This is a genomic window from Natroniella sp. ANB-PHB2, from assembly GCF_046097105.1.
GTDB lineage: Bacteria > Bacillota > Halanaerobiia > Halobacteroidales > Halobacteroidaceae > Natroniella.
The window spans coordinates 1375048-1401405 of record NZ_CP175562.1 but is presented as its reverse complement, the minus strand read 5'-3'; the positions used below and the strand labels follow the sequence as shown (position 1 = coordinate 1401405).

The following is a 26358-nucleotide window of genomic DNA, read 5'->3' as shown; positions in this document are numbered from 1 at the left end:
AATCGCTTTCTTTTTATGAAAGAATATAGCTTAACCTTAAAATTTATATTAATTAAATTTTATTTTCATAAATTATAAAGGAGTGAAAGAATGAGTAAAAAAATAGTAGTAGCAGGGGCCAATGGAAAAATGGGCCAAGAAGTAGTACGAATGATTGCTAGAGTGGATGATTTTGAATTGGTAGGAGCAGTTGATGTAATTGATGTTGGAGAAGATATGAATCAGCTTTTAGGACTAGATGAGTCACCAGTTGAGATTGAGGAGGATCTAGCACAAGTAATAGTTGAGACAGATCCCGATGTAATTGTTGATTTTACTAATCCTCAGGTCGTAATGGGTAATATTAAACAGGCTATTGAACAAGAGGTCAATATAGTAGTAGGAGCTACTGGAATTACTGAAGCAGATTTAAACAGGATTGAAGAATGGAATCAAGGAATAGATACAAAAGTGATTATTGCTCCTAATTTTGCTATTGGTGCGATTTTAATGATGCAATTTAGTAAGCAAGCAGCTAAATTTATGAATGATGTAGAGATTGTAGAGTTACATCATGATAAGAAGATAGATGCTCCATCAGGTACTGCAATTAAGACGGCAGAGTTGATTAAAGAGAATCTAAAAGCTGAGCAAAAGGAGCAAGTAGAAGAGATTGAAAAGTTACCAGGAGCTCGAGGAGGAGAACAAGACGGAATTAATATTCATAGTCTTCGCTTGCCTGGCTTAGTTGCTCATCAAGAGGTTATCTTTGGAGGGTTAGGTCAGACTTTGACTATTAGGCATGACTCGATCAATCGTAAATCTTTTATGCCAGGAGTTGAATTAGCAATCAGAAAATTAGATGAAATTAATGGTATTGTTTATGGATTGGAAAATTTAATCAATTTTAATTAAGATTAATTAATTTCAGACAAGCACTATCTCTTTTAGTTCTACATATAATGCTATTGACAATAATTAAGTTAATAGTAGAAGGGGGGGTAATTAAGTGGCGTATGATTTAACAGGATTAGAGGTTGCTGTTTTAGGGGGCGATGCACGGGAGTTAGAGTTGATATCTCAGTTATTAGCTTTGGGAGCTGACTTGCAGATAGTAGGGAAATCTCGTGGGTTGAATGAAAAGAATATAAAAGTAGTTGAATCCTTAGAGGAATTGAAGAGCGTTAATTTAACAGCAGTAATAGCTCCGATGACGGGGACTGATACTGATTTAAAAGTTAAAAAGACCTTTAATGATTTGAAAGTTCAATTAACAGAGGATTTTTTTGCTAGTTTGAGACCTGGCACTATCTTTTTTATTGGGTTTGCTAAACCTAAGATTAAAGAGTGGTGTCGGAAATATCAAATTCAGCTGGTAGAGTTGGCTGCCTTAGATGAAGTAGCTATTTTAAATGCAATTCCTACAGCAGAAGGGGCTATTGAAATTGCTATTAGAGAAACACCAATTACATTGCATAATAATAATTCTTTTGTATTAGGATTAGGGCGAGTTGGTTTAACTTTAGCTAGGATGTTGCATGATTTAGGTAGTAATACTTATGGTGTTGCACGGAAACCAAAGGATTTAGCACGAGCGGTTGAATTAGGTTTTAATCCGGTGGACTTTGCAAATTTAGCTGAGCAGATAGCTGAAGCAGATTTTATTTTTAATACAGTCCCAACATTAATACTGGATAGAGAACTTTTAGAAAAAGTAAATTCAGAAGCTATTATTATCGATTTAGCTTCTGCTCCAGGAGGAACAGAGTTTGAAGTAGCTGAGGAATTAGAAATTAAAGCAGAATTAGCATTAGGATTACCTGGTAAAGTTGCCCCTAAGAGTGCTGGAAAAATTTTAAGTGAGATTATCCCTCGAGTTATTGTAAAAGAGCAATAAGTTATTAATGATGAAAGTTTGTTGTGTGAGACTTATAGGATAACTTAAAGCTTAGAGGAGGTGCTTGTTTGTGGATTTTACTGGGAAAAAGGTTGGTTTTGCGTTGACCGGTTCGCATTGTACTTTAGAAGAGGTTTTACCTGAGGTGGAGAGGTTGGTTGATCTAGGTGCTGAGGTTCAACCTATTTTATCAGAAACAGTTCAGACCCATGAGACCAGGTTTGGAACACCGCAAAAGTGGCGAGAAAGATTAATTTCCATTACAGGAAACAAACCATGGACATCTATTCCAGAAGTTGAGCCGATTGGCCCTAGGAAGTTATTAGATGTATTAATTGTTGCTCCTTGCACAGGAAATACTATAGCTAAGATAGTTAATGGGATTACTGATACAACGGTAGTTATGGCAGTAAAGGCACATTTAAGAAATAGCCGAGCAATAGTCTTATCTGTAGCGACCAATGATGCTTTAGGCAATAATGCAGCTAATATAGGTAAAGCTTTGAATATTCCTAATCTATATCTTGTTCCTCTAGGGCAGGATAATCCGATTGAAAAACCTAACTCGTTAGTAGCTAGAATGGATTTGATTGTTGAAACAACTCAGTATGCATTAGAAAGTAAGCAGTTACAGCCTGTAATTATTGAATACAAAGGAATCTGAATTAATCTAATTGATAATTGATAAGTAACAATGATTTAAAGTATATGTTTTTGAAATCTATTTTTTAAATTATTGATCATAAATTAATCTTATTAAAGGAGGATTAAATATGGAAAAGTTAAATGTAGCGGTAGTAGGTGCAACAGGAGCAGTAGGGCGTGAGATGGTAAGTATTTTAGAGGAAAGAGATTTTCCGTTTGCTGATTTGAAGTTGTTGGCAACAGAACGTTCTGCTGGTACAGTAATAAATTGTAAGGGTGAAGAATATGTTGTTGAGGTAACAACACCTGAATCTTTTGAAGATGTTGATATTGCTCTATTTAGTGCAGGAGGAACTGCTAGTAAGAAGTTGGCCCCTGAAGCAGTAAAAAGAGGTGCTATTGTAATAGATAACAGTAGTGCTTTTAGAATGGATGGTGAAGTGCCATTAGTAGTACCCGAAGTCAATCCAGCTGATATATCTAAACATAATGGGATTATAGCTAATCCTAATTGCTCTACAATTCAGATGGTAGCAGCTTTAAAGCCTATTTATGATCAAGTTGGAATCAAAAGAATAGTAGTTTCTACTTATCAGGCTGTATCAGGAACGGGTAAAGATGCGATGGATGAATTACAAGAACAGACAAGAGCAATTTTAGCCGGTGATGAAGTAAAGGCAGAGGTTTATCCTAAACAGATTACGTTTAATGCTTTACCACATATTGATGTTTTCTTTGATGATGGCTATACTAAAGAAGAGCTTAAAATGGTAAATGAAACTAAGAAAATTATGGGTGATGAAGAGATAAAAATAACAGCAACTGCTGTTAGAATACCTGTTTTGATTGGTCATGCTGAATCTGTTAATATAGAGACTAATGCTCAGTTGACGGTAGAAGAGGCTAAGAAAGCATTGGATAATTTTTCTGGGGTAAGAGTCGTAGATAACCCAACTGAATTGGTTTATCCAGTCCAATTAGATACAGAAGAGACTGATGATGTTTTGGTAGGAAGAATTAGAAAAGATGATACTATTGAGAATGGATTGAACCTATGGGTGGTTGCTAATAATTTAAGAAAGGGGGCTGCTTTAAATACTATTCAAATTGCTGAAAAGTTGATTTAAATGTAAAGTGAGGTGACCGAATGTATAAGATAGTAATTCAAAAGTTTGGTGGTTCGTCAGTCAGTACCCCTAAACGACGAGAGCAGGTTATTGATAAAGTATTAAACTGTATTAATCAAGGTTATAAACCTGTTATTGTTGTTTCAGCAATTGGTAGAGAAGGAGCACCTTATGCTACCGATACATTAATTAATTTTGCGCAGGAAGTATATGATACTATAGATCCACGGGCCAAGGATTTATTAATGTCTTGTGGTGAGGTAATTTCAAGTGTTATTATTACTCAGTCTTTAAAAGCGAGAGGATATGAGGCTAAACCTTTGACTGGAGCTCAAGCTGGCATTATAACTGATGATAATTTTGGTAATACTAGAATAAAAGAGATTAAATCTGGAAATATATTGGAGGTTTTGGATGAGGGAAAGATTCCAGTTATAACTGGATTTCAAGGGGTTTCAGAGGGTGGAGAAATTACGACTTTAGGCCGAGGGGGTTCAGATACAACAGCTTGTGCTTTAGGTGCTGCTTTACATGCTGAAATGGTAGAGATTTATACAGATGTTGAAGGGGTGATGACAGCAGATCCTAGAATAGTTCCTAATGCTAAAACTTTAAAACATGTTACTTATAATGAAGCATGTGAATTAGCTTATCAAGGAGCAAGGGTTATTCATCCTCGTGCAGCTGAAATATCTAAAAGGGAAAAAGTTCCAATAATTATTCGTTCTACATTTAGTGATGCACAGGGGACTGTAATTTCTAATGCTTTTGAGCAAGATGAGATGGAGATTAAAGGAGATAAAGTTGTTACAGGCATTACTAGTAGAACTAATTTAGACTTAATTAAAATTTTTCCAAGAGCTAAACAGGAAGATGCTACTGCATTAGGATGTTTTAGGACATTAGCTGATAAAGGAATAAGTGTAGACTTTATTAATGTTAGACCTGATCTAATTACTTTTATGATTAATAATGAAAATATAGAATTAGCTTCTGAACTATTGAATAAGGAAGGTTATCAATATGAATTGTTACAAGATTTTGTTAAAGTTTCAATTGTAGGAGCTGGAATGGTTGGTGTACCAGGAGTAATGGCTCGAATCGTTGAAGCTTTAACTGATGCAGATGTATCGATTTATCAAACGACAGACTCGCATACTACAATTTCTTGTTTAATTAAGAAAGAAGATGAAAAAAAGAGTATCTGTGCTTTGCATGATTATTTTAGTTTAGGCGATTAAAATATGGAGGTGTTTGTAAATATGGAATTTGGTGAAGTATTAACAGCAATGGTAACTCCTTTTAAAGATGATTTAACTGTGGATTATGATGGAGCTGTTGAATTAGCAGAGTATTTAATTAATAATGGATCAGATGGTTTGGTTGTACTAGGAACAACAGGAGAAGTACCTACGTTAAAGTTAGAAGAAAAGATAAGGTTGTTAGAAACTATTACTGATGCTATAGGTGATCAAGCTACTATAATAGCAGGAACAGGTTCTTATTCAACACAGAGCAGTATTGAGCTTACTAAAAAAGCAGAGCAGATAGGTGTAGATGGTGTAATGTTAGTAACACCATATTATAATAAACCTCCTCAAGATGGGCTCTATGAACATTTTAAATCTATTGCTGCTGTAACTAACTTACCTGTGATGCTCTATAATGTACCAGGAAGAACAGGGAAGAATATTGAACCTAAAACGGTAGCTAAATTATCTGAGATTGATAATGTAGTTGCACTTAAAGAAGCAAGTGGTGATGTAGATCAGGCGATTATGATTCGTAGAATGACTGATGATAACTTTAAAATTTATAGTGGAGAAGATACTTTGACATTACCTTTGTTGTCAATTGGTGGGTCTGGTGTTGTTAGTGTATCATCTCATTTAGTAGGTAATCAGATTAAAGAGATGATTACAGCATTTAAGGCTGGTAAGATAGAAAAGGCTGCTCAAAAAAATGAAGAACTTAATAAGTTGTTTAAGACGATGTTTATTACGAGTAATCCGATCCCTGTAAAAACTGCTTTGAATTTAATAGAGCAGCCAGCAGGTAGATTGAGACCACCGTTGATTGGGTTAAGTAATCAATTAGAAATTGAGTTAAAAGAAGTTTTAGCAGAATATAATTTGATTTAGATTTATAAATATGATAAATTAAGTAAGGTCACCCTTTGTGGTGACCTTACTTAATTATTTCTTAATTATATGGCAATCAATTGAAATTTTATAAATTAGGGCAATCTGACTTGTATTTATTCGGCAAATCATTTATAATATGAACTAGAGTATTATACTGTGGAGTTTCGGTTAGGTTTTAATTAAGATGGTTATTAATTAAGATTACGTTAAATTATAAACTTTTTAATGTTAAAAGGAAGACAATTTATTAATTTGGAGGTGTGTGTTAATTAGATGTCAAACAATAAAATAGAGTCAGTTACAGTAGTTCCTCTAGGAGGAATAGGAGAAATAGGAAAAAATATGATGGCAGTCGAAGCAAATGATGAGATACTAATTATAGACTCCGGGGTGAAGTTTCCTGAAGATGATCTATATGGAATAGATTTGGTTATTCCAGATATGTCTTATTTATTTGAGAATCGGGAGAAGATAAAAGGAGTTGTTTTAACTCACGGTCATGAGGATCATATAGGAGCAATTCCTTATCTGTTAAAGAAGGTTAATGTACCAATTTATGGAACTAAGTTAACTTTAGGTTTATTAAGAGGGAAGCTTGAGTCCCATAATTTATTGTCAAACTCTTATTTAAAACATGTTTATCCAGGGCATTCAACTCAAGTTGGTTCTTTTAAGGTTGAGTTTATTAGGGTTAATCATAGTATTCAGGATGCTTGTGCATTAGCTGTTCACACTCCAGCCGGAGCCCTTGTTTATGCTAGTGATTTTAAATTTGATCAGACACCAATTGATGGTAAAATGGCTGATCTGCATAAGTTAGCTGAACTGGGAAATGAAGGAGTTTTAGCCTTATTTTCTGATAGTACTAATGTGGAACGTGAAGGTTTTACGATGTCAGAGAGGGAGGTTAAAAAGACGATAGATGAAATTTATAGTGAAGCAGAACAAAAAATTATTGTAGCTAGCTTCGCTTCTAATATTAATCGGATTCAACAGGTTTTTGATGCAGCTATGAAGTATAATCGTAAGGTTGCTTTAAGTGGTCGCAGTATGTTAAATAATGTTCAAATTGCTAAGGATTTGGGTTATTTGGATATTGCTGAAGGGGTATTGATTGATTTACATGAGGTAAGGAAGTTACCTGATCATAAAGTAGTATTATTAACAACAGGAAGTCAAGGTGAACCACGAGCTGCATTGACGAGGATAGCTAGAGGTGACCATCGTCAAATTAGTATTAATAAAGGAGATACGGTTATTGTTTCTGCGACTGCTATTCCTGGAAATGTTAAAGCAGTTGGTCGAACAATTAATCAGCTATTTAAACAAGGAGCAAATGTAATTTATGAAGCTGTTTCCGGTGTTCATGTTTCTGGACATGCAAGTCAAGAAGAACTTAAGTTAATGCTAAATTTAACTAACCCTAAATATTTCTTCCCAGTACATGGAGAGTATAGACACTTACATTTACATGCAAAACTAGCTGAAACTGTCGGAGTTCCTGTGGAAAATATCTTTATTCCTGATTTAGGGGATAAGATTGAGTTGACTCCTGAAGAAGGGCGAATAAACGGTAGTGTTAAAGCTGGAAGAGTATTGATTGATGGTTTAGGTGTTGGAGATGTAGGTAATATTGTTTTGCGGGACAGAAGAGTTTTATCTGAAAATGGTATTTTGATGGTTGTTGTTACTATCAACAGTCAAGGTAAGGTTTTATCTGGTCCTGATATCATCTCACGTGGTTTTGTTTATATTAGAGAATCTGAAAAATTGATTGAGGATGCTACTAGAAAAGTAGAAAAAGCTCTTAAAGAATGTGAACAGAATAATATTACTGAGTGGTCTGTTTTAAAATCTGAAATTAAGAATGCATTAAATAGTTATCTATATAATAAAATTAGAAGAAAGCCAATGATTTTACCAATTATTATGGAAGTTTAAACAGTATAATATTTTTAAAACCTAAATGATTTATTAACATCGCAGAAATAATTTCTGCGATGTTTTTATTTTGTTTGAAAATGAATAGTAAATAATTATTTTATCATACTAATTAGTAAGACTAAAAAGGAGTGATATAAAGAATGGATCAAGAAATCAAAAATCAAGATATCAAAAATCAAGATATTTCCCCTAACCCAGCAACTACTCAACCTAATCAGCCTACTCAGGATCAAGGTCAAAATCAAGAGCAAAAGAAGAAAATACAACAGCAATTACAGACATTAAAACAATTAGGTCAGACAAATATTCCACAACAAGCTAATAGTGATATACATGCTTTGACAATTGTAGGTCAGATTGAAGGGCATCGTGTCTTATCTCCTAAAAATAAGACTACTAAGTATGAACACCTAATCCCTCAGTTGACTGCAATTGAACAAAACCCTAAGATCAAGGGGGTAATAGTTAACCTAAATACAGTTGGTGGAGATATAGAAGCTGGCTTAGCTATCTCAGAAATGCTTGCTAGTTTATCGAAGCCAACAGTCTCCTTGGTATTAGGAGGAGGTCATAGTATTGGAGTACCAATTGCTGCCTCAACGGATTATTCCTTTATAGCTAAAACAGCAACAATGATCGTTCATCCAATACGATTGACAGGTAAGGTAATTGGAGTACCACAGACTTATGATTATTTAGATAAGATGCAAGAGAGAATTATTAAATTTGTTTCACAAAATTCTGATATTACAGAGGAAAGATTTAAGGAGTTAATGTTTGAAACTGGAGAGTTAGTCAGAGATGTAGGAACAGTATTGATTGGTGATGATGCTGTTAATGAGGGGATTATTAATGAAGTAGGAGGATTATCACAAGCAATTAAAAAGTTACGTTCTTTAATGCCTGCTGATCAACAAGATAATCAACAATCTCAGCAAGCTAACCAACAACAGATGCAAAATAATAATCAACAACAGCAACAGATGGGAGTAAAGCCTCGTCAAGGTGTAATTGAAGCTTTAGAGGAGGATAAATAATGAACTATTCTGTGATAGCTCCTGAGTTTTTAGCTGAAGAAGAGATAACAGAAGAGCAGTTATTAGAAGTTGAGATAGATGGAATTACACTGGAAGTAAAGATGAACTCAATGGAGTCAGGGGAAGTTGTTAGAATTATTAGTTCAAATCCTAACGATTATTTATTGAGTAATTATCAACCGGGTAATAATATTAAACTTAGACCGGTTGTTGAATAAATTTAAACACCGCCCATAATGGGCGGTGTTTTTGATTAGTTAGAAAATAAGCGTTTAATTACAATTAAGCTTGATTTTCCAACCTTAAAGGAATAAATTGGATTATTCGATAATATTCTAGAAAGGAGTGATAGTTGAAAGGAGTCTTTAAATTGGTAGCTATATTTATTATTCAATTATTAGGTGGACTTGTTTTATTTTGGCTAGGAATGCAGGTGGTAAAAAGTAGTTTTTATCAGGCAGCAGGTGATAATTTAGAAAGAATAATGAGAATATTAACGATTAATACGTTAGCTAGTATTATGACTGGAATTTTAGTAACGATGATCATTCAAAGTAGTAGTGCAACTAGTGTAATTATTATTAGTTTAGTTAATGCTAAATTATTATCATTAGAACAAGCTTTTGGAGTTATTATGGGGGCCAACATTGGGACAACAATTACTATTCAACTGCTTTCTTTTCATTTAGAGGATTATTTATGGGTGCTTGTAGTAGTTGGTTTGTTATTTTATGTAGTCTATTTTTTAATTGAAAAAGAGGCTTTAAAATATATTGCCAGAGGGATATTAGGTTTTAGTATTTTATTTATAGGGCTGGAGTTAATGGCTTTAACTTTAAGTAATTTTAAACAAGCAGAATGGTTTGTTGTATTACTGACAAGGAGTACAGTAGTTCCTATGGGAGGTATTCTTTTAGGGATTATAATTACAGCACTAATTCAAAGTAGCAGTGCTTTAACAGGAGTAGTTGTTGTTTTAGCTAAGTTAGATTTGATTAATCTAACTTTAGCTATAACTATATCATTAGGAAGTAATATTGGAACCTGTATTACTGCTGTGCTAGCAGGATTAGGTAGTTCTCAAGCAGCTAAACAAGCTGCGTGGGGACAGGTGTTATTTAATGTTGTAGGAGTAATAACTATATTGCCAATTTTACCAATCTTTATTGAGGTAATCAAGCAAACAAGTAGAAGTCTACCCCGTCAGGTTGCAAATGCTCATACTATATTTAATATTTATAATACTGTTATTATATTGCCAGTAAAAGGGTTATTTATTAGAGGGATATATAACTTAGTAGAAGATTAAGTTAAACTATGATAAATATTATTTTATTTTGTATACTTTTTATAAAATGTGAAAAAATAACATATTAAACTAGGGATAAATGCTTGATTTGTATTTAATTGAGGCAGGAATTTTTTAGAGAAGGTAGAAGTAATTAGTGTGAGGTGAAAAAGATATGAAAGAGACATTACAAGAAATCTTCTCTGAAAGAAAATATGAACTTTTTGGTATTTTTTTAGTTGTGTTAGCTATTTTAAATACAATTAATTTACTATCTCAAGATACAGGAATTATAGGTGATAGTTTAACACGTGGGTTGAGATTTATAATGGGACAAGGTATTTATCTTGTACCTTTGTTATTGTTATTATGGGGTATTAAAATGATTTATAATAGCAAAGTCAAGGTTAAGATTAGTTCTAGAATGGTTGGAGTTATGATTATTATATTAGGTTTTTTAATTGCTTCCCATTTAGGAGTTGAGCATCCTTATGAATTTGAAGCAGGTTTACAAGGGCGCGGTGGAGGTATAATTGGAGCAGTTTTTTTATACATCTTACGTAAATTATTTGCTGAAATTGGTTCATATGTTGTCTTAGCTGCTCTTTTTTTGGTAGGGGTATTATTATTGACTGATGTATTATTGATTAATTTATTATTGAAGGCTAAAGTTAAGATTGAAAAAATAATTATTGTGATTAAAGAGAAATTTATTATTAAAAAGAGAGAATTGATAAACAAAATTAGTAATTTTGTTCCATCAATAAAGGATTTTTTTGCTAAATTGAAAAAAGATGATGTTTCAGCTTCAGAGCAAAATAGAGAAAAAACTGATTCTAAATCAAAACAAGTTGATTTAAATGAAAAATCGAATAATAAAAAAACAACTAATAAACGAAAGAAGAAAGTTAGTAAGGTTAATAAAAATAAGAGCTCTAAAAAAGTTAAAAAGAAGAAAAAATCTAAAAGTGATACTACTTCTAAAGAGCAATCTATTGAACAAGCCAAGCAAGAGATAGCTGCTACCGAGGAGAAAGTAGAGGAGGGGCAGGCTGAGGAAGTTGTAACTGGAAAGGATAATCGTCCTAAAAAACGAATTAAGAAAAAGTTAAATGACAATGCTACAATTAAACAGGAGAAGTTAGACTTTGAAGAGTATCAACTGCCAGATCTATCCTTGTTGAATTTGGAGGAAGAAGAGGTAGATGGGTTTGTTGATAAAACTGAGATCTTAAAGGAGACACTCGATAACTTTGGGGTTCGAGCAGAGATTACAGATGTTAATTACGGGCCAACTATTACTCGTTATGAGATTCATCCAGCACCAGGAACTAAGGTAAGTAAGATTTTAAATTTAGCAGATGATATTGCTTTATCATTAGCAGCTACTGATATTAGAATAGAAGCTCCAATTCCTGGTAAATCTGCTATCGGAATAGAGATTCCTAACCAAGAACAATCATTAGTTACTTTGGGGGCTATATTGGAAAAAGAAGAGTTTCAAGCAGCTGAATCTAAATTGACTATTGGTTTAGGTAAAGATATAGATGGTAATCCTGCTGTAGCGGATTTGGCAAAGATGCCTCATATGTTGGTAGCAGGGGCGACTGGTTCTGGTAAAAGTGTCTTTATTAATTCAATTATCAGCAGTATTCTTTATAAGGCTAACCCTGATCAGGTTAAATTCTTATTGATTGATCCTAAGATGGTTGAGTTGACAATCTATAAAAAGATACCTCATTTGGTTGCTCCAGTAGTCACAGATCCTAAAAAGGCATCTTCAGCATTGCGTTGGGTTGTTCAAGAGATGGAAAATAGATATGAACTTTTTGCAGGAAGTGGAGCACGAGGGATTGATAGTTATAATAAGCAACTTGAAGCTGACGATAAAGATCCGTTACCTTATGTAGTAGTAATCATTGATGAGCTAGCTGATTTAATGATGGTATCTGCTGCTGAAGTAGAAGATGCTATTTGTCGTTTGGCCCAAAAGGCTAGAGCAGCAGGTATTCATTTGGTCTTAGCTACCCAGCGGCCTTCAGTAGATGTAATTACAGGTGTAATTAAGGCTAATATTCCAACGCGTGTTTCGTTTGCTTTATCATCTCAAGTTGATTCAAGAACTATTTTGGATACTGGAGGAGCGGAAAAATTGTTAGGCAAAGGCGATATGTTATTTGCTCCAGTTGATGCTAATCAACCTCGTAGATTACAGGGAGCATTTATCTCTGATGATGAATTAAATCAGGTAGTTGATTTTATTAAACAACAAGAAAAACCAGAGTATGCTGGTAAGATAGCCAAATTAAAGAATCAAGATGTTGAGATTAAGTTAGAAGATGATAAAGATGAACTGTATGAAAAGGCGGTCAGGTTAGTAGTTAATAATCGGGCTTCAATTTCTATGTTACAACGCAAATTAAGGATTGGTTATAATCGTGCTGCAAGAATGATTGATACTATGGAGGAAGAAAAGATTGTTGGCCCGCATCGTGGTAGTAAAGCAAGAGAAGTTTTGATCAGTAAAGAAGAAATGGAAAAGAAGTTGGGAGATAATTCTTCTAAGTAATCTATTAAGAGATAATAAAGAGCAGCAGAAGGGAGAATTCAATGTGAATTTAATAAGAAAAGATTCTAGACCATTATATATATTAGTTAAGGAGAAGATTGATGAAAAGATTGATGATGGCACCTTTCAACCTGGTGATCGTTTGTCATCTGAGGCAAAATTAGCTGAAAATTTTGGAGTCAGTCGGGCTACTTTGCGAGAAGCATTACGGGTTTTAGAAAAGGAAGGTAAGGTTAATCGACGACAAGGAGTGGGAACTTTTATTACAGAGAAATTGTCGTTCTTTAAAAGTGGGATCGAAGAATTGGTAAGTATTACTGAAACGATTGAGGCAATGGGTTTAAAAGCTGGAACGATAGATTTAGAAATTGATTTAGAGCAACCGGAAGAAGATTTAGCCCAAGAGCTTGATTTGGATGAAGATGATAAATTAGCAGTTATACAACGGACTAGAACTGCTAATGAAGAGCCAGTTGCTTTTTGTAAAGATTATTTACCACAAAAATTATTACCGGATAATTTTGGATCAGAGCAGATGACAGTCTCTTTATTTAATTATTTGCAGCAGAATTGCAATATTTATATTACTTATGCTGTAACAGATATTGTTCCTGTGATAGCTGATGGGTTATTAGCTGAGAAGTTAAATCTATCAATTGATACCCCCTTATTATTATTAAAGCAGATGCATTATGATGATCGAGACAATCCAGTTTTATATTCTAAAAATTATTTTAGGAGTGACAAATTTGAATTTCATGTCTTAAGAAATAGAGGGTGATCTAGAATGCGATAAAAAGCCATAAATTTAAATTTATGGCTTTTTATTTTTGAAAATGATTGTGCTTTTTTTATCAAATGGGTTCAATGTTTTGATTTTGACAGATTATAAGCTTTAAAGAACTTTTTGTGATTATTAATCTTACTGCCGAGACTATATATTTTTTTAATTGTTCAAATCTAAATGAAATCTTTGGTTTAATCAGTTATTAGCTATTAGTTATCATATGTTTAATTTAGTTTTTGTTAAAAAAGGATTTCCTGTAATAATGTCGAAATATTAAAATAGTGATTAGGGAGGGAGTTATATAATGCCTGAATTTGTAAAAAAATTAAAGGACCGAAGAGAAGAGCTAGAAATTAGTTTAAAGAAAGCTGAAAATGTTACTAAAATTAGGAGAACTTATTTAAAGGCAATTGAAGAGGGTAAATTTGGGAAGATAGATCAGGAGACTCATATAAGAGGGTTTTTGAAGGTTTATTCTAGCTATTTAGGATTAGATCAACAAGAGATTTTAGCAAGTTATGATGATTTTAAGAAGGAGTTAAAAGGAGAGGTTGAACAAGAGGTTACCTTTAAAGATAAATTAATCGATCAAGCAGATCAAAATCAAAACAAATTACTTGTTCTTACTTTAGTAATCTGTGGATTGCTAGTTGTAGGAGCACTTGGTTTTGTAGGTAGTCGAGTTTATTATTTGATTGATAATGAAGAAGGGGATTTTGATTTTCAGCCAATTCAAAAAATTCAAGAAGTTATTACTAATCTTGAAGGTGAGTTAGAGGAAGAAGAGCCTATTGAAGATTTAAATGATGATATATCTACGACAGAAGGAGTAATGGAATTAGAAGAAGCTGAAATAGATTCGTTCGAAGAAGATAAAATTACAGTGGAGAAAGAGCTTAATCAAACTGAAGTGTTGGAGTTAGTAGTTGAAACTATTGAAGATACATGGTATCAAGTTACTGTTGATGGGGAAGAAGTTTTTGAAGGGTTTACAGTTGCTAAAGAAGTACATTCTTTTGCGGGTAGGGAGATTGAAATGAGAATTGGTAATGCAGCAGGGGTTGTAGTAATTAAGGATGGAGAAAGGTATGGTCCTTTTGGCAATGAAGGTGAAGTGATTACTCAAATTTTCTCAGCTATGGAAGATGAGCAAGAATAATCGATAATGGATTTGAATATTACTTATACAAAAGGAAGTGGTATTAGGAAGGCGGTATCTAGATGGCTGAGATTGTAAATGATGATATAGTTAAATGGGATTTAGTAGATATTGTATTGATATTATCATTAACATTTGGTTTAACATCTTTATGTTTTTGGGGTTTAGAATGGATAATAGATCTTTTTTTTCAATTTGATTATTTAAGATTGATTAAGCCGTTATTGCTTAATTTAATTCAAGCTTTATTATTAGCAGGTATAACATTGTTTTTAGTATTAAATAAATATGGAGTATCTTTAAAGGAGTTTGGTTTGAAAAATGAGAATTTTGTGACCAATTTAAAATATGGAGCTTTGAGTGGAACAATTATTTGTTTAATAATAGTAATTTTAAATAATTTCCTTTATGGTCTGGTTTTCAATTTGTTTGGAGTTGAAGCGCCAGCTCAACAGGTTGTTTATAACTTATTAAATTCTCAAAATATTCTAATTTTCTTAGTGCAAAGTGCTATAATTATAATTATAGCTCCGATTACTGAAGAAATTTTCTTTAGAGGCTTTCTTTATCCATATTGTAAGAGTAAATTTGGCAAAAGTAAGGGGTTGATTTTAAATGGCGCTCTGTTTGGGTTGGCCCATTTTAGTTTATGGGTTTTTTTACCTACTTTTCTAGGGGGGGTTATTTTAGCTTGGCTATATGATAAGACTAACTCACTCTATTCGTCTATCATAGCACATGGCGTTTGGAACTTATTGGTAGTTATTGTGATTTATATTGTGTGGTACTTAGATGTTATCTAAACTTAATAAATATTAAAAAAGTGGCTAAAGGAGCTACTTTTTTTAATAAGGGGTATTAAAATTTGTTTTGAAGTCATAATTAAATTTCCGCTGAATATTTTATAATAAATGGAGGGGAGTATGATGACTAGATCACAAAGTGATGTATCTCTTATAAAAACAAGTAGTATTTTGCGAGGCTTAATAATAAGTTTGATTATTTTGTTGGCTAGTAGTGCTTTTTTAGGGGTGATTATTAGTTTGACCAATATTGCAAGTAATTCAGTTAATACAATTTTGTTTGCATTGAATTATTTGGCGTTATTTATAGGAGGACTTGTTGCATCTTATTCTGCTCAAAATAATGGGTGGCTTAATGGAGGATTAGTAGGAGTGGTTTATATGGCGGTTATTATTTTATTAGGTAGTTTGTGGACACCGATTACTATTTCTTTGGGTTTGGCGGCAAGAGTTGTAATTGGTTTTGTAGTTTCAGCTCTAGGTGGAGTTATTGGGATCAATGCTGTATAGTGTTTGAATATTTTTAAAATTTTTTACGATAAGATATTCTTTTTTGCTTTAAAGCTTTTAGCTATTAACTATCAATTATAAAAATATATTGATATGGGGTGGGCGATAAGGATTAAAGATAAACGTTTAGAGGTTGAAGTTAAATTGGAAGGTGAACTAGATGATATTTCTGAAGTCGTTCAAGGAGGGTTTTTGAGTTTACAAAAAAGCTCTGAAAAACAGTTTGTTGGAAGTGAGAAGGCATTATTAATAATAGTCAAATATGTTTTAGGAGCAATCAGTAGCGGCTTTTTAGAAGAATTAGGTAAAGATTTATGGGAGAAGTTTAAGAAGGTTTTTCTTGAAAATAGTGAACAGCAGGTAGTTCCTGACTTTAAAGTTCAGTTTGATTATGCTGATCGATCAGTTTTAGCAGAGATAAAAGGAGAACAATTCACTAAATTGAAGACAGCATTTAAAGATTTAGAAGATATTTTAGATCATTTAGAAACTGATGAAGATGAGTTACATTTTATCTTAAAAGAGAATGGTTGGATAAGAAATAATTAACCTCAATGGATACTTATGTTTCTATTGGGGTTAGTTTGTTGTTAAGTATAATTTATAAAATTTATAATAATCATTTAAATTAAGACTAAAATAAACTCTATTACATTAATTTAAATTTATGTAATACGTTCTTAAGGTAACAATAATAAATAATAGAACCAAAAACTGAGGTGATAGAAGTGGCAATAGATATATTAGAAGAAACTGAATTATTAGCTATGGAGGAGTTGCAAGATTATTGGCAGGAAAAAGAGTTTAAACCTTTACCTCATCAAATCAAGGCAGTAGAGCGAGTAATAAATGAAATGAATGGTAGAGCTTTATTGGCAGATGAAGTTGGTCTGGGAAAAACTATAGAGGCAGGAATGATTTTGAAAGAATATCTAGTTAGAGAAGATGTAGAAACTTGTTTAATTTTAACACCAGCCTCTTTAGGGTTTCAATGGTGGAATGAACTGACTGATAAGTTTAAGATTGATGTGTTTAATAATCGTAAGGGTAGGGGCTGGCATTATTTTAATGTAATTATTTCTTCTTTGGATAAAGCCAAAAGAGAACCACATGCTGAGATTATTTGTGAACGAGGGTTTGATTTAGTAATTGTTGATGAGGCACAACGCCTTAAAAATTCTGAAACGATGAATTGGCAATTTGTTAATAAGATTCCTAAAAAACATTTATTATTATTGACTGCTACTCCAATTCAAAATGATTTAGAGGAGTTGTATAATTTAGTCTCATTATTACGACCTGAGCTTTTTGGAGATTATTCTCAGTTTAAGGAGGAGTATGTTAAGGGTAAGCATAAAGCCCAAAATTTAGATCAATTACAGGATTCCTTGTCGGAAGTAATGATTCGTAATCGTAGGGAGGATGCTAATTATGAAGCGACAGCTAGGGAGGTAGAATTGATTTCACTAGATTTGACAGCTAAAGAAAAGAAACTTTATGATCAGATAACTGAGTTGATTAGAGCTGAGTATAAGAAGAATCCTAGTAATAACAGTGTTTTTAATTTATTGACCTTACAGCGTGAGGTTTGTAGTAGCTCTTATGCTGCGGCTCAAACTCTAGAAAAGATGTGTCAAAAAAAGAGTTATAGTACTATTCAAAAGCAACTCCAATCTTTACTGGAACAAGCAATTGAGATACAAGAAAATGAAAAAGTTAAGGTTGTAGAAGAAATATTAAATCAAGCTGAAGGAAAAGTTATTGTCTTTACTGAATATCGAGCTAGTCAGGAATATATTTGTTATTATTTATATAATAAAGGATTTCAACCTGTTGTTTTCAGCGGGGGTTTATCTGATAATCAAAAAGAGTGGGCCAAACGTCTGTTCATGGAAAATGGTGATGTCTTAATCAGTACTGAAGCAGGAGGTGAAGGGATCAATCTACAATTCTGTAACACAATCATTAATTATGATCTACCATGGAATCCGATGAAAGTAGAACAGAGGATTGGGCGGGTACACAGATTAGGACAAGATAAAGATGTACAAATTTATAACTTATCTACTCAAAATACAATTGAAGAAAAGATTGTAGAATTACTAGATAAAAAGATTAATTTATTTGAAGAGGTAATTGGTGAATTAGATCTTGTTGTCAAAGAAGAGACTGAACAGTCATTAGAACAGAGTATTATCAAAAGTATTATTGAAAGTGAGATTAAGGGCCAAATTTCATAATAATAGTTATCAGGAATTAGGAATCAGGAGTCAGTAAGTTCAAAGCTATTTAGAGAACTTGGGTTATGACTTTCTTCATTCTTGATTCCTGACATTTAATTATAATTAATAATTTAATATCCTGCACAGGTTGAGCTTAAATTACATATAGTAATTATACCTCAATAAAAAGGTGGGATAGTATGCTAACTAAATTGAAAAGAGTTATAGCTCACAATAGTTTGAAGGTGAAAAGTGGAGTTGGTTTTTTGTTATGTTTGGTTGGAGCAGGCTTGATTATTAATTTAGTACCTAATTGGGCATTAGGAATTATTGCAGGTGGTGGGAGCCTGTTTTTAGGAGTGCAGTTATTAAGAGGGTGACTTAAAGGGCCAACAGACTTTTGTTTGAAATTAATTTTCACAGAAAGCAGGAGTTTCTCTTGTATTTTTATTCTTTATTATGTATAATTATCAACAAATGAATAGATATCAATATTTTCAGTTAAGAGAAATTAATATCATTAATAATTAATAAGTAATATTCTTAAAGCTAAAGTTATTTAATTTTGAGCAGTTTAGATGTTATAATACTTGAAGTTAGCTGAGAGTTGTAAGAGGCTATGCCTTGAACTGAGAGTGTTAAGTTATGTAATAGGAGGGAATAAAAAATTATGAAAGTAAGTGTAGTTGGAGCTACTGGTTATACTGGAGTAGAGTTAGTTAGATTATTAGCAAAACATCCACAAGTAAGTTTACAGGTTTTGACTTCTAATAGCTTTTCTGAAGAGAAGGTATCGGATATATATCCTCATTTGTCTACTAAGATTGATACTGAGTGCCAAGAGCTGGATATTGGACAATTGAAGGAGAAATCGGAGGTTGTTTTTACTGCGTTACCACATGGGATTTCGATGAAAGTCGTTCCTAAATTGCTTGAGGCAGGATTGAAGGTGATTGATTTAAGTGGGGATTATCGTTACCAAGAACTTGAAAGATATGAAGAATTCTACCAAGCACATGAAAGTCCTCATTTATTGGAGCATGGGGTTTATGGTTTGCCGGAGTTGAATAAAGAAAAGATTGTTAAGAGTGATTTAGTGGCCAACCCCGGTTGTTATCCAACTGCTTCCATTTTGGCCATTGCCCCTTTGTTGGACAAGGATTTGATTGATGATAATAGCATTATTATTGATGCTAAATCAGGTACAACTGGAGCAGGAAGAAAGGTCAGTTTATCAACACATTTTTGTGAAGTTGATAGCAACTTTAAAGCCTATAAGGTTGCTGATCATCGCCATACTTCTGAAATTGAAGAAAAATTATCTCTATTAACAGGCAAAGAACTCAAGTTATCTTTCACACCTCATTTATTACCTATTAAAAGGGGGATATTAGCTACTATTTATGCAGATTTGAAGGAAGAATTATCTTTATCTACAATAATAGATTATTATGATCAATTTTATAAAGAAGAGGAATTCATTAGGATTTCACCAGGTGGGCGATTACCAGAAATAAAGTTTGTAGCTGGTTCCAATTATTGTGATTTGGGGATTAAGGTTGATCAAGCTACTGGTCGAGTAATTGTTATTTCAGCAATAGACAATTTAATTAAAGGCTCAGCGGGACAAGCAATCCAAAATTTGAATTTGATAGCTGGTTGGGAAGAAGGTTTAGGTTTAGAAGATGTAGGTTTATATTTATAAGTAAACGAGGGAGGAAGAATTAAATGGCAGGAGATTATCAAGAGGTTCCAGGAGGAGTAACTGCGCCACAAGGTTTTTTGGCAGCAGGAGTTGAAGCAGGGATTAAGAGTGAAGGGAGAGATATAGCCTTGCTTTATAGCAATAATTTGGCTAAAGTAGCTGCGGTGTTTACAACTAATCAGTGTTCAGCAGCTCCTGTAAAGCTGAGTCGAAAAAATTGTAAGGATGGCTTAGCACAAGCAATAGTGATCAACAGTGGAAATGCCAATGCTTGTACTGGAGAGCAAGGTTGGTCTGATGCTGAACGAATGAAAGATTTGACAGCAGATGAATTGAATTTAGAGAAGAATCAGATCTTAGTTGCTTCGACAGGAATTATTGGTCAATTTTTAGAAATGGATAAGGTTGAAAAAGGAATTAAGAAAGCAGCAGCTAATTTGAATGAGACGGGAAGCAATTATGCTGCTGAAGCGATTATGACGACCGATACATATAGTAAGGAGTTAGCAGTAGAAATTGAGATTGGAGGAGAGAAGGTTACAATTGGGGGTATAGCTAAAGGTTCAGGAATGATAGAACCTAATATGGCGACAATGCTATCTTTTTTGACAACCGATCTAGCTATTGATACTCAACTGCTAGATCAAGCTTTACGGGAAGCAGTCAATAATTCTTTTAATAAAATTATTGTTGATGGAGATCAAAGTACAAATGATATGGTAGCTATCTTGGCTAATGAACAGGCAGGTAATTCTCAAATTCAAGAGCAAGATCAAGATTATGAGAAGTTTGTAGCAGCTTTAAAGCATATCACTAAAGTGTTGGCCCATCAGATTGTATTAGATGGAGAAGGAGCTACTAAATTTGTAGAGATAGAGGTAGTTGGAGCAAGAAAAAAGTTTGAGGCAGAAGTAATTGCTAGAAAGATAGCTAATTCTAATTTAGTTAAGACTGCTTTATTTGGCGAAGATCCTAATTGGGGGAGAATAGTAGCAGCAATTGGAGCTAGCGGGATAGATATTGATTTAGCAAAATTGGAGATTAGAATGAATGATCTATTATTGCTTGATCAAGATGAGACTGTACTTGATTATGAAGAGAAGTTAGAAGGGCTATTAGCCACTGATAAGATTAAGTTAAAGGTTAATCTTAATTTAGGAGAAGCTAGTGATCAGGTCTGGACTTGTGATCTTTCTTATGAATATGTTGAGATCAATGGGGAATATCATACTTAAGTTTAAGTCTGAGTTTAAGTATGGCAAGAGCAAAAGAGATTTAAAATCAACACTGCACACTAAATTAGGTAAGGATGGGTGAGGATAGTGGAGGAGTTAATTGAGAAGGCTGATATTTTAATTGAAGCATTACCATATATTAGAGAGTTTTCTGGTAAGACAGTTGTAATTAAGTATGGTGGTAATGCAATGGTTAATCAGGAATTGATAAAATCTGTTTTAAAAGATATTACATTACTAAAATATGTTGGCGTTAATCCAGTGATAGTTCATGGAGGTGGGCCAGCAATTAATCAAACCTTGGACAAGTTGGGGATAGGAAGTGAATTTCATCAAGGATTGCGGATTACTACTAAAGAGATTATGGAGGTTGTAGAGCAAGTTTTAATTGGAAGGGTAAATAGCCAAATAGTCTCCTTAGCAAATTTAGTAGGTAATAAAGCAGTTGGTTTATCAGGTAAGGATAATAATTTGATTCAAGCTAAGAAATATAAGGTAGATGATGTTGATTTGGGTTATGTAGGAGAGGTTGAACAGATTAATCCTGAAGTATTAAAAGCGATTATTAATAGTAACTACCTACCGATAGTAGCTCCGGTAGGAGTTGATTTAGAAGGTAATAGCTATAATATCAATGCTGATTTGGTAGCTGGCAGATTAGCTGGGGCTTTACAAGCAGAAAAGTTGATCTTATTGACTAATGTGGAAGGAATTATGACTGATCCTGATAATGAGGATTCATTAATATCAAGGTTGACAATTGAAGAAGCGACTAAAATGATTGAAAGTAATAGGATTAAAGGAGGTATGATTCCTAAGGTAGAAGCCTGTATTGATGCTTTAGAATCTAATGTTAATAAGACCCATATCTTAGATGGAAGAGTACCTCATTCATTATTATTAGAAATATTTACCGATCGTGGAATTGGAACGATGCTTACAAATAAGAGCATTTAATATTGAATAGTTAAAAAAAGCATTTAATAATTAAAAATATCAAAATCATGGTAGTATCTTTTTAAGATTTAGTTTCAACTATTAAATATTAATTATTAGTTATTAATTATTAATTGCTTTTCAGGGGGGAGATTATGCTAAAAGAAGAGGTAATTCAAATGGATCAGGATTATTTTATGAATGTCTTTGGAAAGAGATTTCCAATTGTTTTAGAAAAGGGAGAAGGAGTTTATCTATATGATAATGAAGGGATTGAATATTTAGATTTTGCTGCTGGAATTGCTGTTAATGCTTTAGGTTATAAGCATCCTCAGGTAACTGAAGCACTTAAAGAGCAGGTTGATAAGCTATTACATGCTTCTAATTTATATTACTTTGAGATTCAAGCTAAATTATCTAAGTTATTAGTAGATAGTTCTTGTGGTGATAAAGTATTTTATGGCAATAGTGGGGCTGAAGCGAATGAAGGAGCAATTAAGTTAGCAAGAAAATACTTTAAGGAGCAGGGCCAAGAGAAGTATGAGGTTATAACAGCTAAGGAATCTTTTCATGGGCGAACCTTATCTACAATAGCTGCAACTGGTCAGACTAAGTATCAAAAAGACTTTACTCCTTTGCCAAAAGGATTTAAACATGCTTCGTATAATGATCTAGCTGCTGCTAAAGAAGCGATTACAGAGCAGACAGCAGCAATTATGGTGGAACCGATTCAAGGTGAAGGAGGAGTAAACCCTGCTCAAAAAGAATATTTACAAGGATTAAGAGAGTTATGTGATCAAGCAGGAATTTTATTGATCTTTGATGAGATTCAAACAGGGGTTGGGCGGACAGGAGAGTTATTTGCTTATCAAGCTTATGGTGTTGAACCTGATATCTTTACTTTAGCTAAGGCATTAGGTAATGGTATGCCGGTCAGTGCTTTTCTAGCTAAGGAGCAAGTTGCTCAAGCTTTTAAGCCAGGTGATCATGCTTCAACTTTTGGCGGTAATCCATTAGCCTGCCAAGCAGCTTACACAACATTACAAGTTATTTTAGAGGATAATATTTTAGATGATGTAAAAGAGGTTGGAGCTTATTTTAGGGAGCAATTAGAGCAGTTGGTTGAACAGTATAGTTCAGTTATTGAAGTGAGAGGTAAAGGTTTGATGATTGGACTAGAGTTGAATATTGATGCTAAAGAAGTTGTAAGGAAGCTGTTGGATCAAGGGGTGTTGGCCCTGACGGCAGGTAAGAAAGTACTTAGATTTTTGCCTCCATTGATTATCACTACCAGAGATGTCGATCAATTGATTGAAGAATTAGATCAAATATTAGTTGAATAATTAATTAAAATAGCACTCGGGCGAGTGCTATTTTTAGTTGTAAGCTTTACAAGAAATTAAAGAAGTAATATAATAAAAGATGGTGAATAAAGATATATAATGGGTTGAGCAGTAATTTATAAATGATTCTAGATTTGTTTTAATGTTCAGTAATTAAAAGTTATTATAAAGGAGTGTTGAATTGATGGAATATATTTCTGAATATGCAGAACCTTTTTATTTTGAGGGGAATCAAACTGCTTGTTTGTTAATTCATGGATTTACAGGTTCTCCAGCTCATATGAGGTTATTAGGAGAAGCTCTGCATCAAGAGGGTTACACTGTCAGTGGAATTTTACTGCCAGGACATGGAACTTGTGTAGAAGATATGGAGCAGACAGATTGGCAGGATTGGTTAACAGCAGTTGAAGAAGAATATCAGCAGTTAAGAGCAGAGTATAATCAAGTATATTTATTAGGCTTGTCAATGGGTGGAATCCTCTCATTATTATTAGCAGAAAATTATGCAGTGGATAAGGTAGTCTCTTTAGCTGCTCCGATTAAGATCCAAAATAAATTGGCTTATTTAACTCCGATTCTGAAATGGTTTAAGCGTTTTCAATATTCTAGTAATGGCGATAATTTGGAAGAGGAAACATATGCTGTTGGTTATTCAGCTACACCGCTTAAAACTGTACCTAGCTTACTTAAATTAATAAGATTGGCTAAAAATGATTTGGAAAAAGTAAAATGTCCTGCTTTAGTTATTCAATCATACAAAGATAAAACGGTAAAACCGGTTAGTGCAGAGATTATTTATGAGCAGGTAATGAGTCAGAAAAAAGATATATTATGGTTAGAAAAGTCTAGACATGTAGTTACTTTAGGGTCAGAAAAAGAGATGGTTCATCGTCAGATAATCAATTTTTTAGAGGGATAAATTGGTTAAGGATACTTTTGTTAGACCTTTATTTTAGTAGGGGAATATTATATAATAATTAAGAGAAATGTGAAGAAAATAATTATCCGAGATGGTGATAATAATGATAAAAAAGTTAGGGTTAGATAAAGTTAATAAGATAATGACTGTTGCGGACAGAGTCGTTGTAGTTTTAGTTATCTTGATCAGTTTATCAATGATAGTATTGGCCCCTAAAGTAATTACTAAAGAAGTTGATGGTAATAAAGAGGTTGTTGTTACTATGGATAATGAAGAAGTTTATCGGCATAAGTTACTTGAAACTGAAGGGCTAGAACGGATAGAGTTTGACTTTAGCTTTGAAGGCGAAGAGTATCAAGGTGTTTTAAAGATGAAAGGTGGAGAAGTGAGATTAGATCGATTGAATAGAGAGATTTCTCCTTTGCCAATTCATCATGATATGGGCTGGATTAGCCAACCTTATCAGATGATCGTTTCGATGCCAATTAAGATGGTAGTTACAGTTGAAGCGGTTCAAGAAATAGAAACAGAACAAGATATTGATGTAATGACTTTTTAAAGTTAAAGGACAAGTTGGAATTTAAATTCCAACTTGTCCTTTATTACTTTGTTGTAAACTTAAAAGCTACACTAAATGGCACTTTTGTGCCACATAGCGAACGGTTTTTGTTACGGAGAGTTCTTGGAATTTTAGAACTCGTAGGGTCAGCGGTCAGTCCTCAGCTATCAGTTAAGAGCATTTAAAACCAATAAAAATTAAAGTATCTAGAAACCATTATATTACCTGGGTTCAGATGGTTTACTTGTTAGAGTTTAATAGGTTTTGATTGGGCTGACGACTCATGGCTGATAGTTGACGGCTGTGTCACGAGGTGACACATTGTATCAATTGAAGGAATAAATTTTAGACACCCCTTGAATAAAAATACATAACAATGTATAATTATTTAACAAGGAGATTAAAAAATGAATAAATTTAGATGAATTATTATTTGTAAGGGGAGTTGATTAGTTATGAAAAAAGCTATTTTAGCCTTGGAGGATGGGCGATGTTTTGAGGGCCAATCCTTTGGGGCAAGGGGTGAAGTGGCTGGTGAAGTTGTTTTTAATACTAGTATGACTGGCTATCAGGAAGTATTAACCGATCCCTCTTATAAGGGCCAACTAGTGACGATGACTTATCCATTGATAGGAAATTATGGGGTTAATGATGATGATCCAGAATCAGTTGAGGCTCAAGTTTCTGGTTTTATAGTTAAAGAGGATTGTGATATGCCGAGCAACTGGAAGTCGGAAGGGGAAAGTAGTCAGTATTTATCTCAGCATAATATTATCGGGATTAAAGGGATAGATACTAGAGCGTTAACTAAGTATATCCGCCAAAAAGGAATGATGCAAGGGATTATATCTACTGAAGAGAGTGATCCTCAAATCTTAATTGAGAAGGCTAAAGCAAGTCAGTTTCCAAGTGATGTAGTTGAGCAGGTTACTACCGGTGAAATCTATACTTTAGGTTCAGATTCTGCTCAACATAATTTAGTCGTGGTAGATTTAGGAGTTAAGGGTAGTATTTTGGATTCTTTAGTGCAGTTAGATTGTCAGATAACCGTTGTTCCTGCTAGTACTAGTGCTAAAGAAATTAAAAGACTAAATCCTACTGGAGTCTTATTATCGAATGGGCCAGGTGATCCTAAAGATATTCCTGAAGTTGTAGAGATGGTTAAGGAGTTAATTGGTATCTTACCATTGAGTGGAATCTGTTTAGGTCATCATATATTGGGGCTTGCTTTAGGTGGGAAGACTTATAAGATGAAGTTTGGCCATCATGGTGGAAATCAGCCGGTTAAAGATCTATCCAATGGTCGAGTCTTAATTACTTCTCAAAATCACAGCTATGCGTTAGATGAAGATAGTTTACCAGCCGAGGTAGAAATAACATATCGCAATCTAAATGATGGGACGGTAGAGGGAATTAAACACAAGCAGTTACCTATTTTTTCAGTCCAATATCATCCTGAAGCAGCACCAGGACCAGAAGATTCCCACTATTTATTTAATTATTTTATAGAACTTATGGAAAAGCATTGAATATTGAATAATTAGCAAACC

25 protein-coding genes are annotated in these 26358 nt (G+C 33.5%); all 25 read left to right on the top strand.

What is annotated here, in order from left to right:
• Window positions 1-90 precede the first annotated feature (90 nt).
• The 25 genes from dapB (at window position 91) to carA (ending at window position 26337) form a co-directional block, all read left to right on the top strand.
• Window positions 91-894: a 4-hydroxy-tetrahydrodipicolinate reductase gene (dapB, locus tag ACKF5P_RS06930; protein ID WP_408954488.1), complete on the top strand. Its 804-nt coding sequence runs from the start codon at window positions 91-93 to the stop codon at window positions 892-894.
• A gap of 94 nt (window positions 895-988) precedes the next feature.
• On the top strand, window positions 989-1876 hold the full coding sequence (gene dpsA, locus ACKF5P_RS06925) for a dipicolinate synthase subunit DpsA (protein WP_408954487.1): 888 nt from the start codon (window positions 989-991) through the stop codon (window positions 1874-1876).
• A gap of 70 nt (window positions 1877-1946) precedes the next feature.
• Window positions 1947-2540 carry a dipicolinate synthase subunit B gene (locus tag ACKF5P_RS06920; RefSeq protein WP_408954486.1) on the top strand — a complete coding sequence of 198 codons (594 nt, stop codon included), beginning with the start codon at window positions 1947-1949 and terminating at the stop codon, window positions 2538-2540.
• Window positions 2541-2649: 109 nt separating this feature from the next.
• Window positions 2650-3648 (top strand): aspartate-semialdehyde dehydrogenase, encoded by a 999-nt coding sequence (locus ACKF5P_RS06915; protein ID WP_408954485.1) that lies wholly within the window; start codon window positions 2650-2652, stop codon window positions 3646-3648.
• Between the two features lie 20 nt (window positions 3649-3668).
• Window positions 3669-4889 (top strand): aspartate kinase, encoded by a 1221-nt coding sequence (gene dapG, locus ACKF5P_RS06910; protein ID WP_408954484.1) that lies wholly within the window; start codon window positions 3669-3671, stop codon window positions 4887-4889.
• A 21-nt stretch (window positions 4890-4910) separates the two neighbouring features.
• On the top strand, window positions 4911-5789 hold the full coding sequence (dapA, locus tag ACKF5P_RS06905; protein ID WP_408954483.1) for a 4-hydroxy-tetrahydrodipicolinate synthase: 879 nt from the start codon (window positions 4911-4913) through the stop codon (window positions 5787-5789).
• A gap of 276 nt (window positions 5790-6065) precedes the next feature.
• On the top strand, window positions 6066-7733 hold the full coding sequence (locus ACKF5P_RS06900; RefSeq protein WP_408954482.1) for a ribonuclease J: 1668 nt from the start codon (window positions 6066-6068) through the stop codon (window positions 7731-7733).
• 143 nt (window positions 7734-7876) lie between these two features.
• The gene (locus ACKF5P_RS06895) at window positions 7877-8773 is read left to right on the top strand and encodes a ClpP family protease (protein WP_408954481.1); all 897 of its coding nucleotides are present in this window, start codon (window positions 7877-7879) and stop codon (window positions 8771-8773) included.
• The gene (locus ACKF5P_RS06890) at window positions 8773-8991 is read left to right on the top strand and encodes a YlzJ-like family protein (protein ID WP_408954480.1); all 219 of its coding nucleotides are present in this window, start codon (window positions 8773-8775) and stop codon (window positions 8989-8991) included. Before ACKF5P_RS06895 ends, ACKF5P_RS06890 begins: the two co-directional genes overlap by 1 nt.
• Window positions 8992-9125: 134 nt before the next feature.
• Window positions 9126-10082 (top strand): Na/Pi cotransporter family protein, encoded by a 957-nt coding sequence (locus ACKF5P_RS06885; RefSeq protein WP_408954479.1) that lies wholly within the window; start codon window positions 9126-9128, stop codon window positions 10080-10082.
• 154 nt (window positions 10083-10236) lie between these two features.
• Window positions 10237-12630: a DNA translocase FtsK 4TM domain-containing protein gene (locus ACKF5P_RS06880; RefSeq protein ID WP_408954478.1), complete on the top strand. Its 2394-nt coding sequence runs from the start codon at window positions 10237-10239 to the stop codon at window positions 12628-12630.
• Window positions 12631-12673: 43 nt separating this feature from the next.
• Window positions 12674-13411: a GntR family transcriptional regulator gene (locus ACKF5P_RS06875; RefSeq protein ID WP_408954477.1), complete on the top strand. Its 738-nt coding sequence runs from the start codon at window positions 12674-12676 to the stop codon at window positions 13409-13411.
• A 310-nt stretch (window positions 13412-13721) separates the two neighbouring features.
• Window positions 13722-14576, top strand: a complete 855-nt coding sequence (locus ACKF5P_RS06870; protein WP_408954476.1) for a helix-turn-helix domain-containing protein — start codon at window positions 13722-13724, stop codon at window positions 14574-14576.
• Between the two features lie 62 nt (window positions 14577-14638).
• Entirely contained in the window at window positions 14639-15379 is a 741-nt protein-coding gene (locus tag ACKF5P_RS06865) for a lysostaphin resistance A-like protein (RefSeq protein ID WP_408954475.1), read from the top strand.
• A 123-nt stretch (window positions 15380-15502) separates the two neighbouring features.
• Window positions 15503-15889, top strand: coding sequence for a TIGR04086 family membrane protein (locus tag ACKF5P_RS06860; protein ID WP_408954474.1), 387 nt, complete (start codon window positions 15503-15505; stop codon window positions 15887-15889).
• Window positions 15890-16033: 144 nt separating this feature from the next.
• The gene (locus ACKF5P_RS06855) at window positions 16034-16438 is read left to right on the top strand and encodes a hypothetical protein (RefSeq protein WP_408954473.1); all 405 of its coding nucleotides are present in this window, start codon (window positions 16034-16036) and stop codon (window positions 16436-16438) included.
• 179 nt (window positions 16439-16617) lie between these two features.
• Complete coding sequence (locus tag ACKF5P_RS06850; RefSeq protein ID WP_408954472.1) at window positions 16618-18129, top strand: DEAD/DEAH box helicase; 1512 nt, start codon at window positions 16618-16620, stop codon at window positions 18127-18129.
• 182 nt (window positions 18130-18311) lie between these two features.
• On the top strand, window positions 18312-18491 hold the full coding sequence (locus ACKF5P_RS06845) for a hypothetical protein (RefSeq protein WP_408954471.1): 180 nt from the start codon (window positions 18312-18314) through the stop codon (window positions 18489-18491).
• A 287-nt stretch (window positions 18492-18778) separates the two neighbouring features.
• A complete protein-coding gene (gene argC, locus ACKF5P_RS06840; protein ID WP_408956634.1) occupies window positions 18779-19816 on the top strand; it encodes an N-acetyl-gamma-glutamyl-phosphate reductase in 1038 nt (345 codons plus the stop codon).
• 23 nt (window positions 19817-19839) lie between these two features.
• Window positions 19840-21051 carry a bifunctional glutamate N-acetyltransferase/amino-acid acetyltransferase ArgJ gene (argJ, locus tag ACKF5P_RS06835; RefSeq protein ID WP_408954470.1) on the top strand — a complete coding sequence of 404 codons (1212 nt, stop codon included), beginning with the start codon at window positions 19840-19842 and terminating at the stop codon, window positions 21049-21051.
• An 87-nt stretch (window positions 21052-21138) separates the two neighbouring features.
• The gene (gene argB / locus ACKF5P_RS06830; RefSeq protein WP_408954469.1) at window positions 21139-22008 is read left to right on the top strand and encodes an acetylglutamate kinase; all 870 of its coding nucleotides are present in this window, start codon (window positions 21139-21141) and stop codon (window positions 22006-22008) included.
• Between the two features lie 134 nt (window positions 22009-22142).
• Entirely contained in the window at window positions 22143-23330 is a 1188-nt protein-coding gene (locus tag ACKF5P_RS06825) for an aspartate aminotransferase family protein (RefSeq protein ID WP_408954468.1), read from the top strand.
• 184 nt (window positions 23331-23514) lie between these two features.
• Window positions 23515-24249 carry an alpha/beta hydrolase gene (locus ACKF5P_RS06820; protein ID WP_408954467.1) on the top strand — a complete coding sequence of 245 codons (735 nt, stop codon included), beginning with the start codon at window positions 23515-23517 and terminating at the stop codon, window positions 24247-24249.
• A gap of 103 nt (window positions 24250-24352) precedes the next feature.
• Entirely contained in the window at window positions 24353-24808 is a 456-nt protein-coding gene (locus ACKF5P_RS06815; RefSeq protein WP_408954466.1) for a NusG domain II-containing protein, read from the top strand.
• Between the two features lie 455 nt (window positions 24809-25263).
• Entirely contained in the window at window positions 25264-26337 is a 1074-nt protein-coding gene (gene carA / locus ACKF5P_RS06810; protein ID WP_408954465.1) for a glutamine-hydrolyzing carbamoyl-phosphate synthase small subunit, read from the top strand.
• Window positions 26338-26358: the final 21 nt, after the last annotated feature.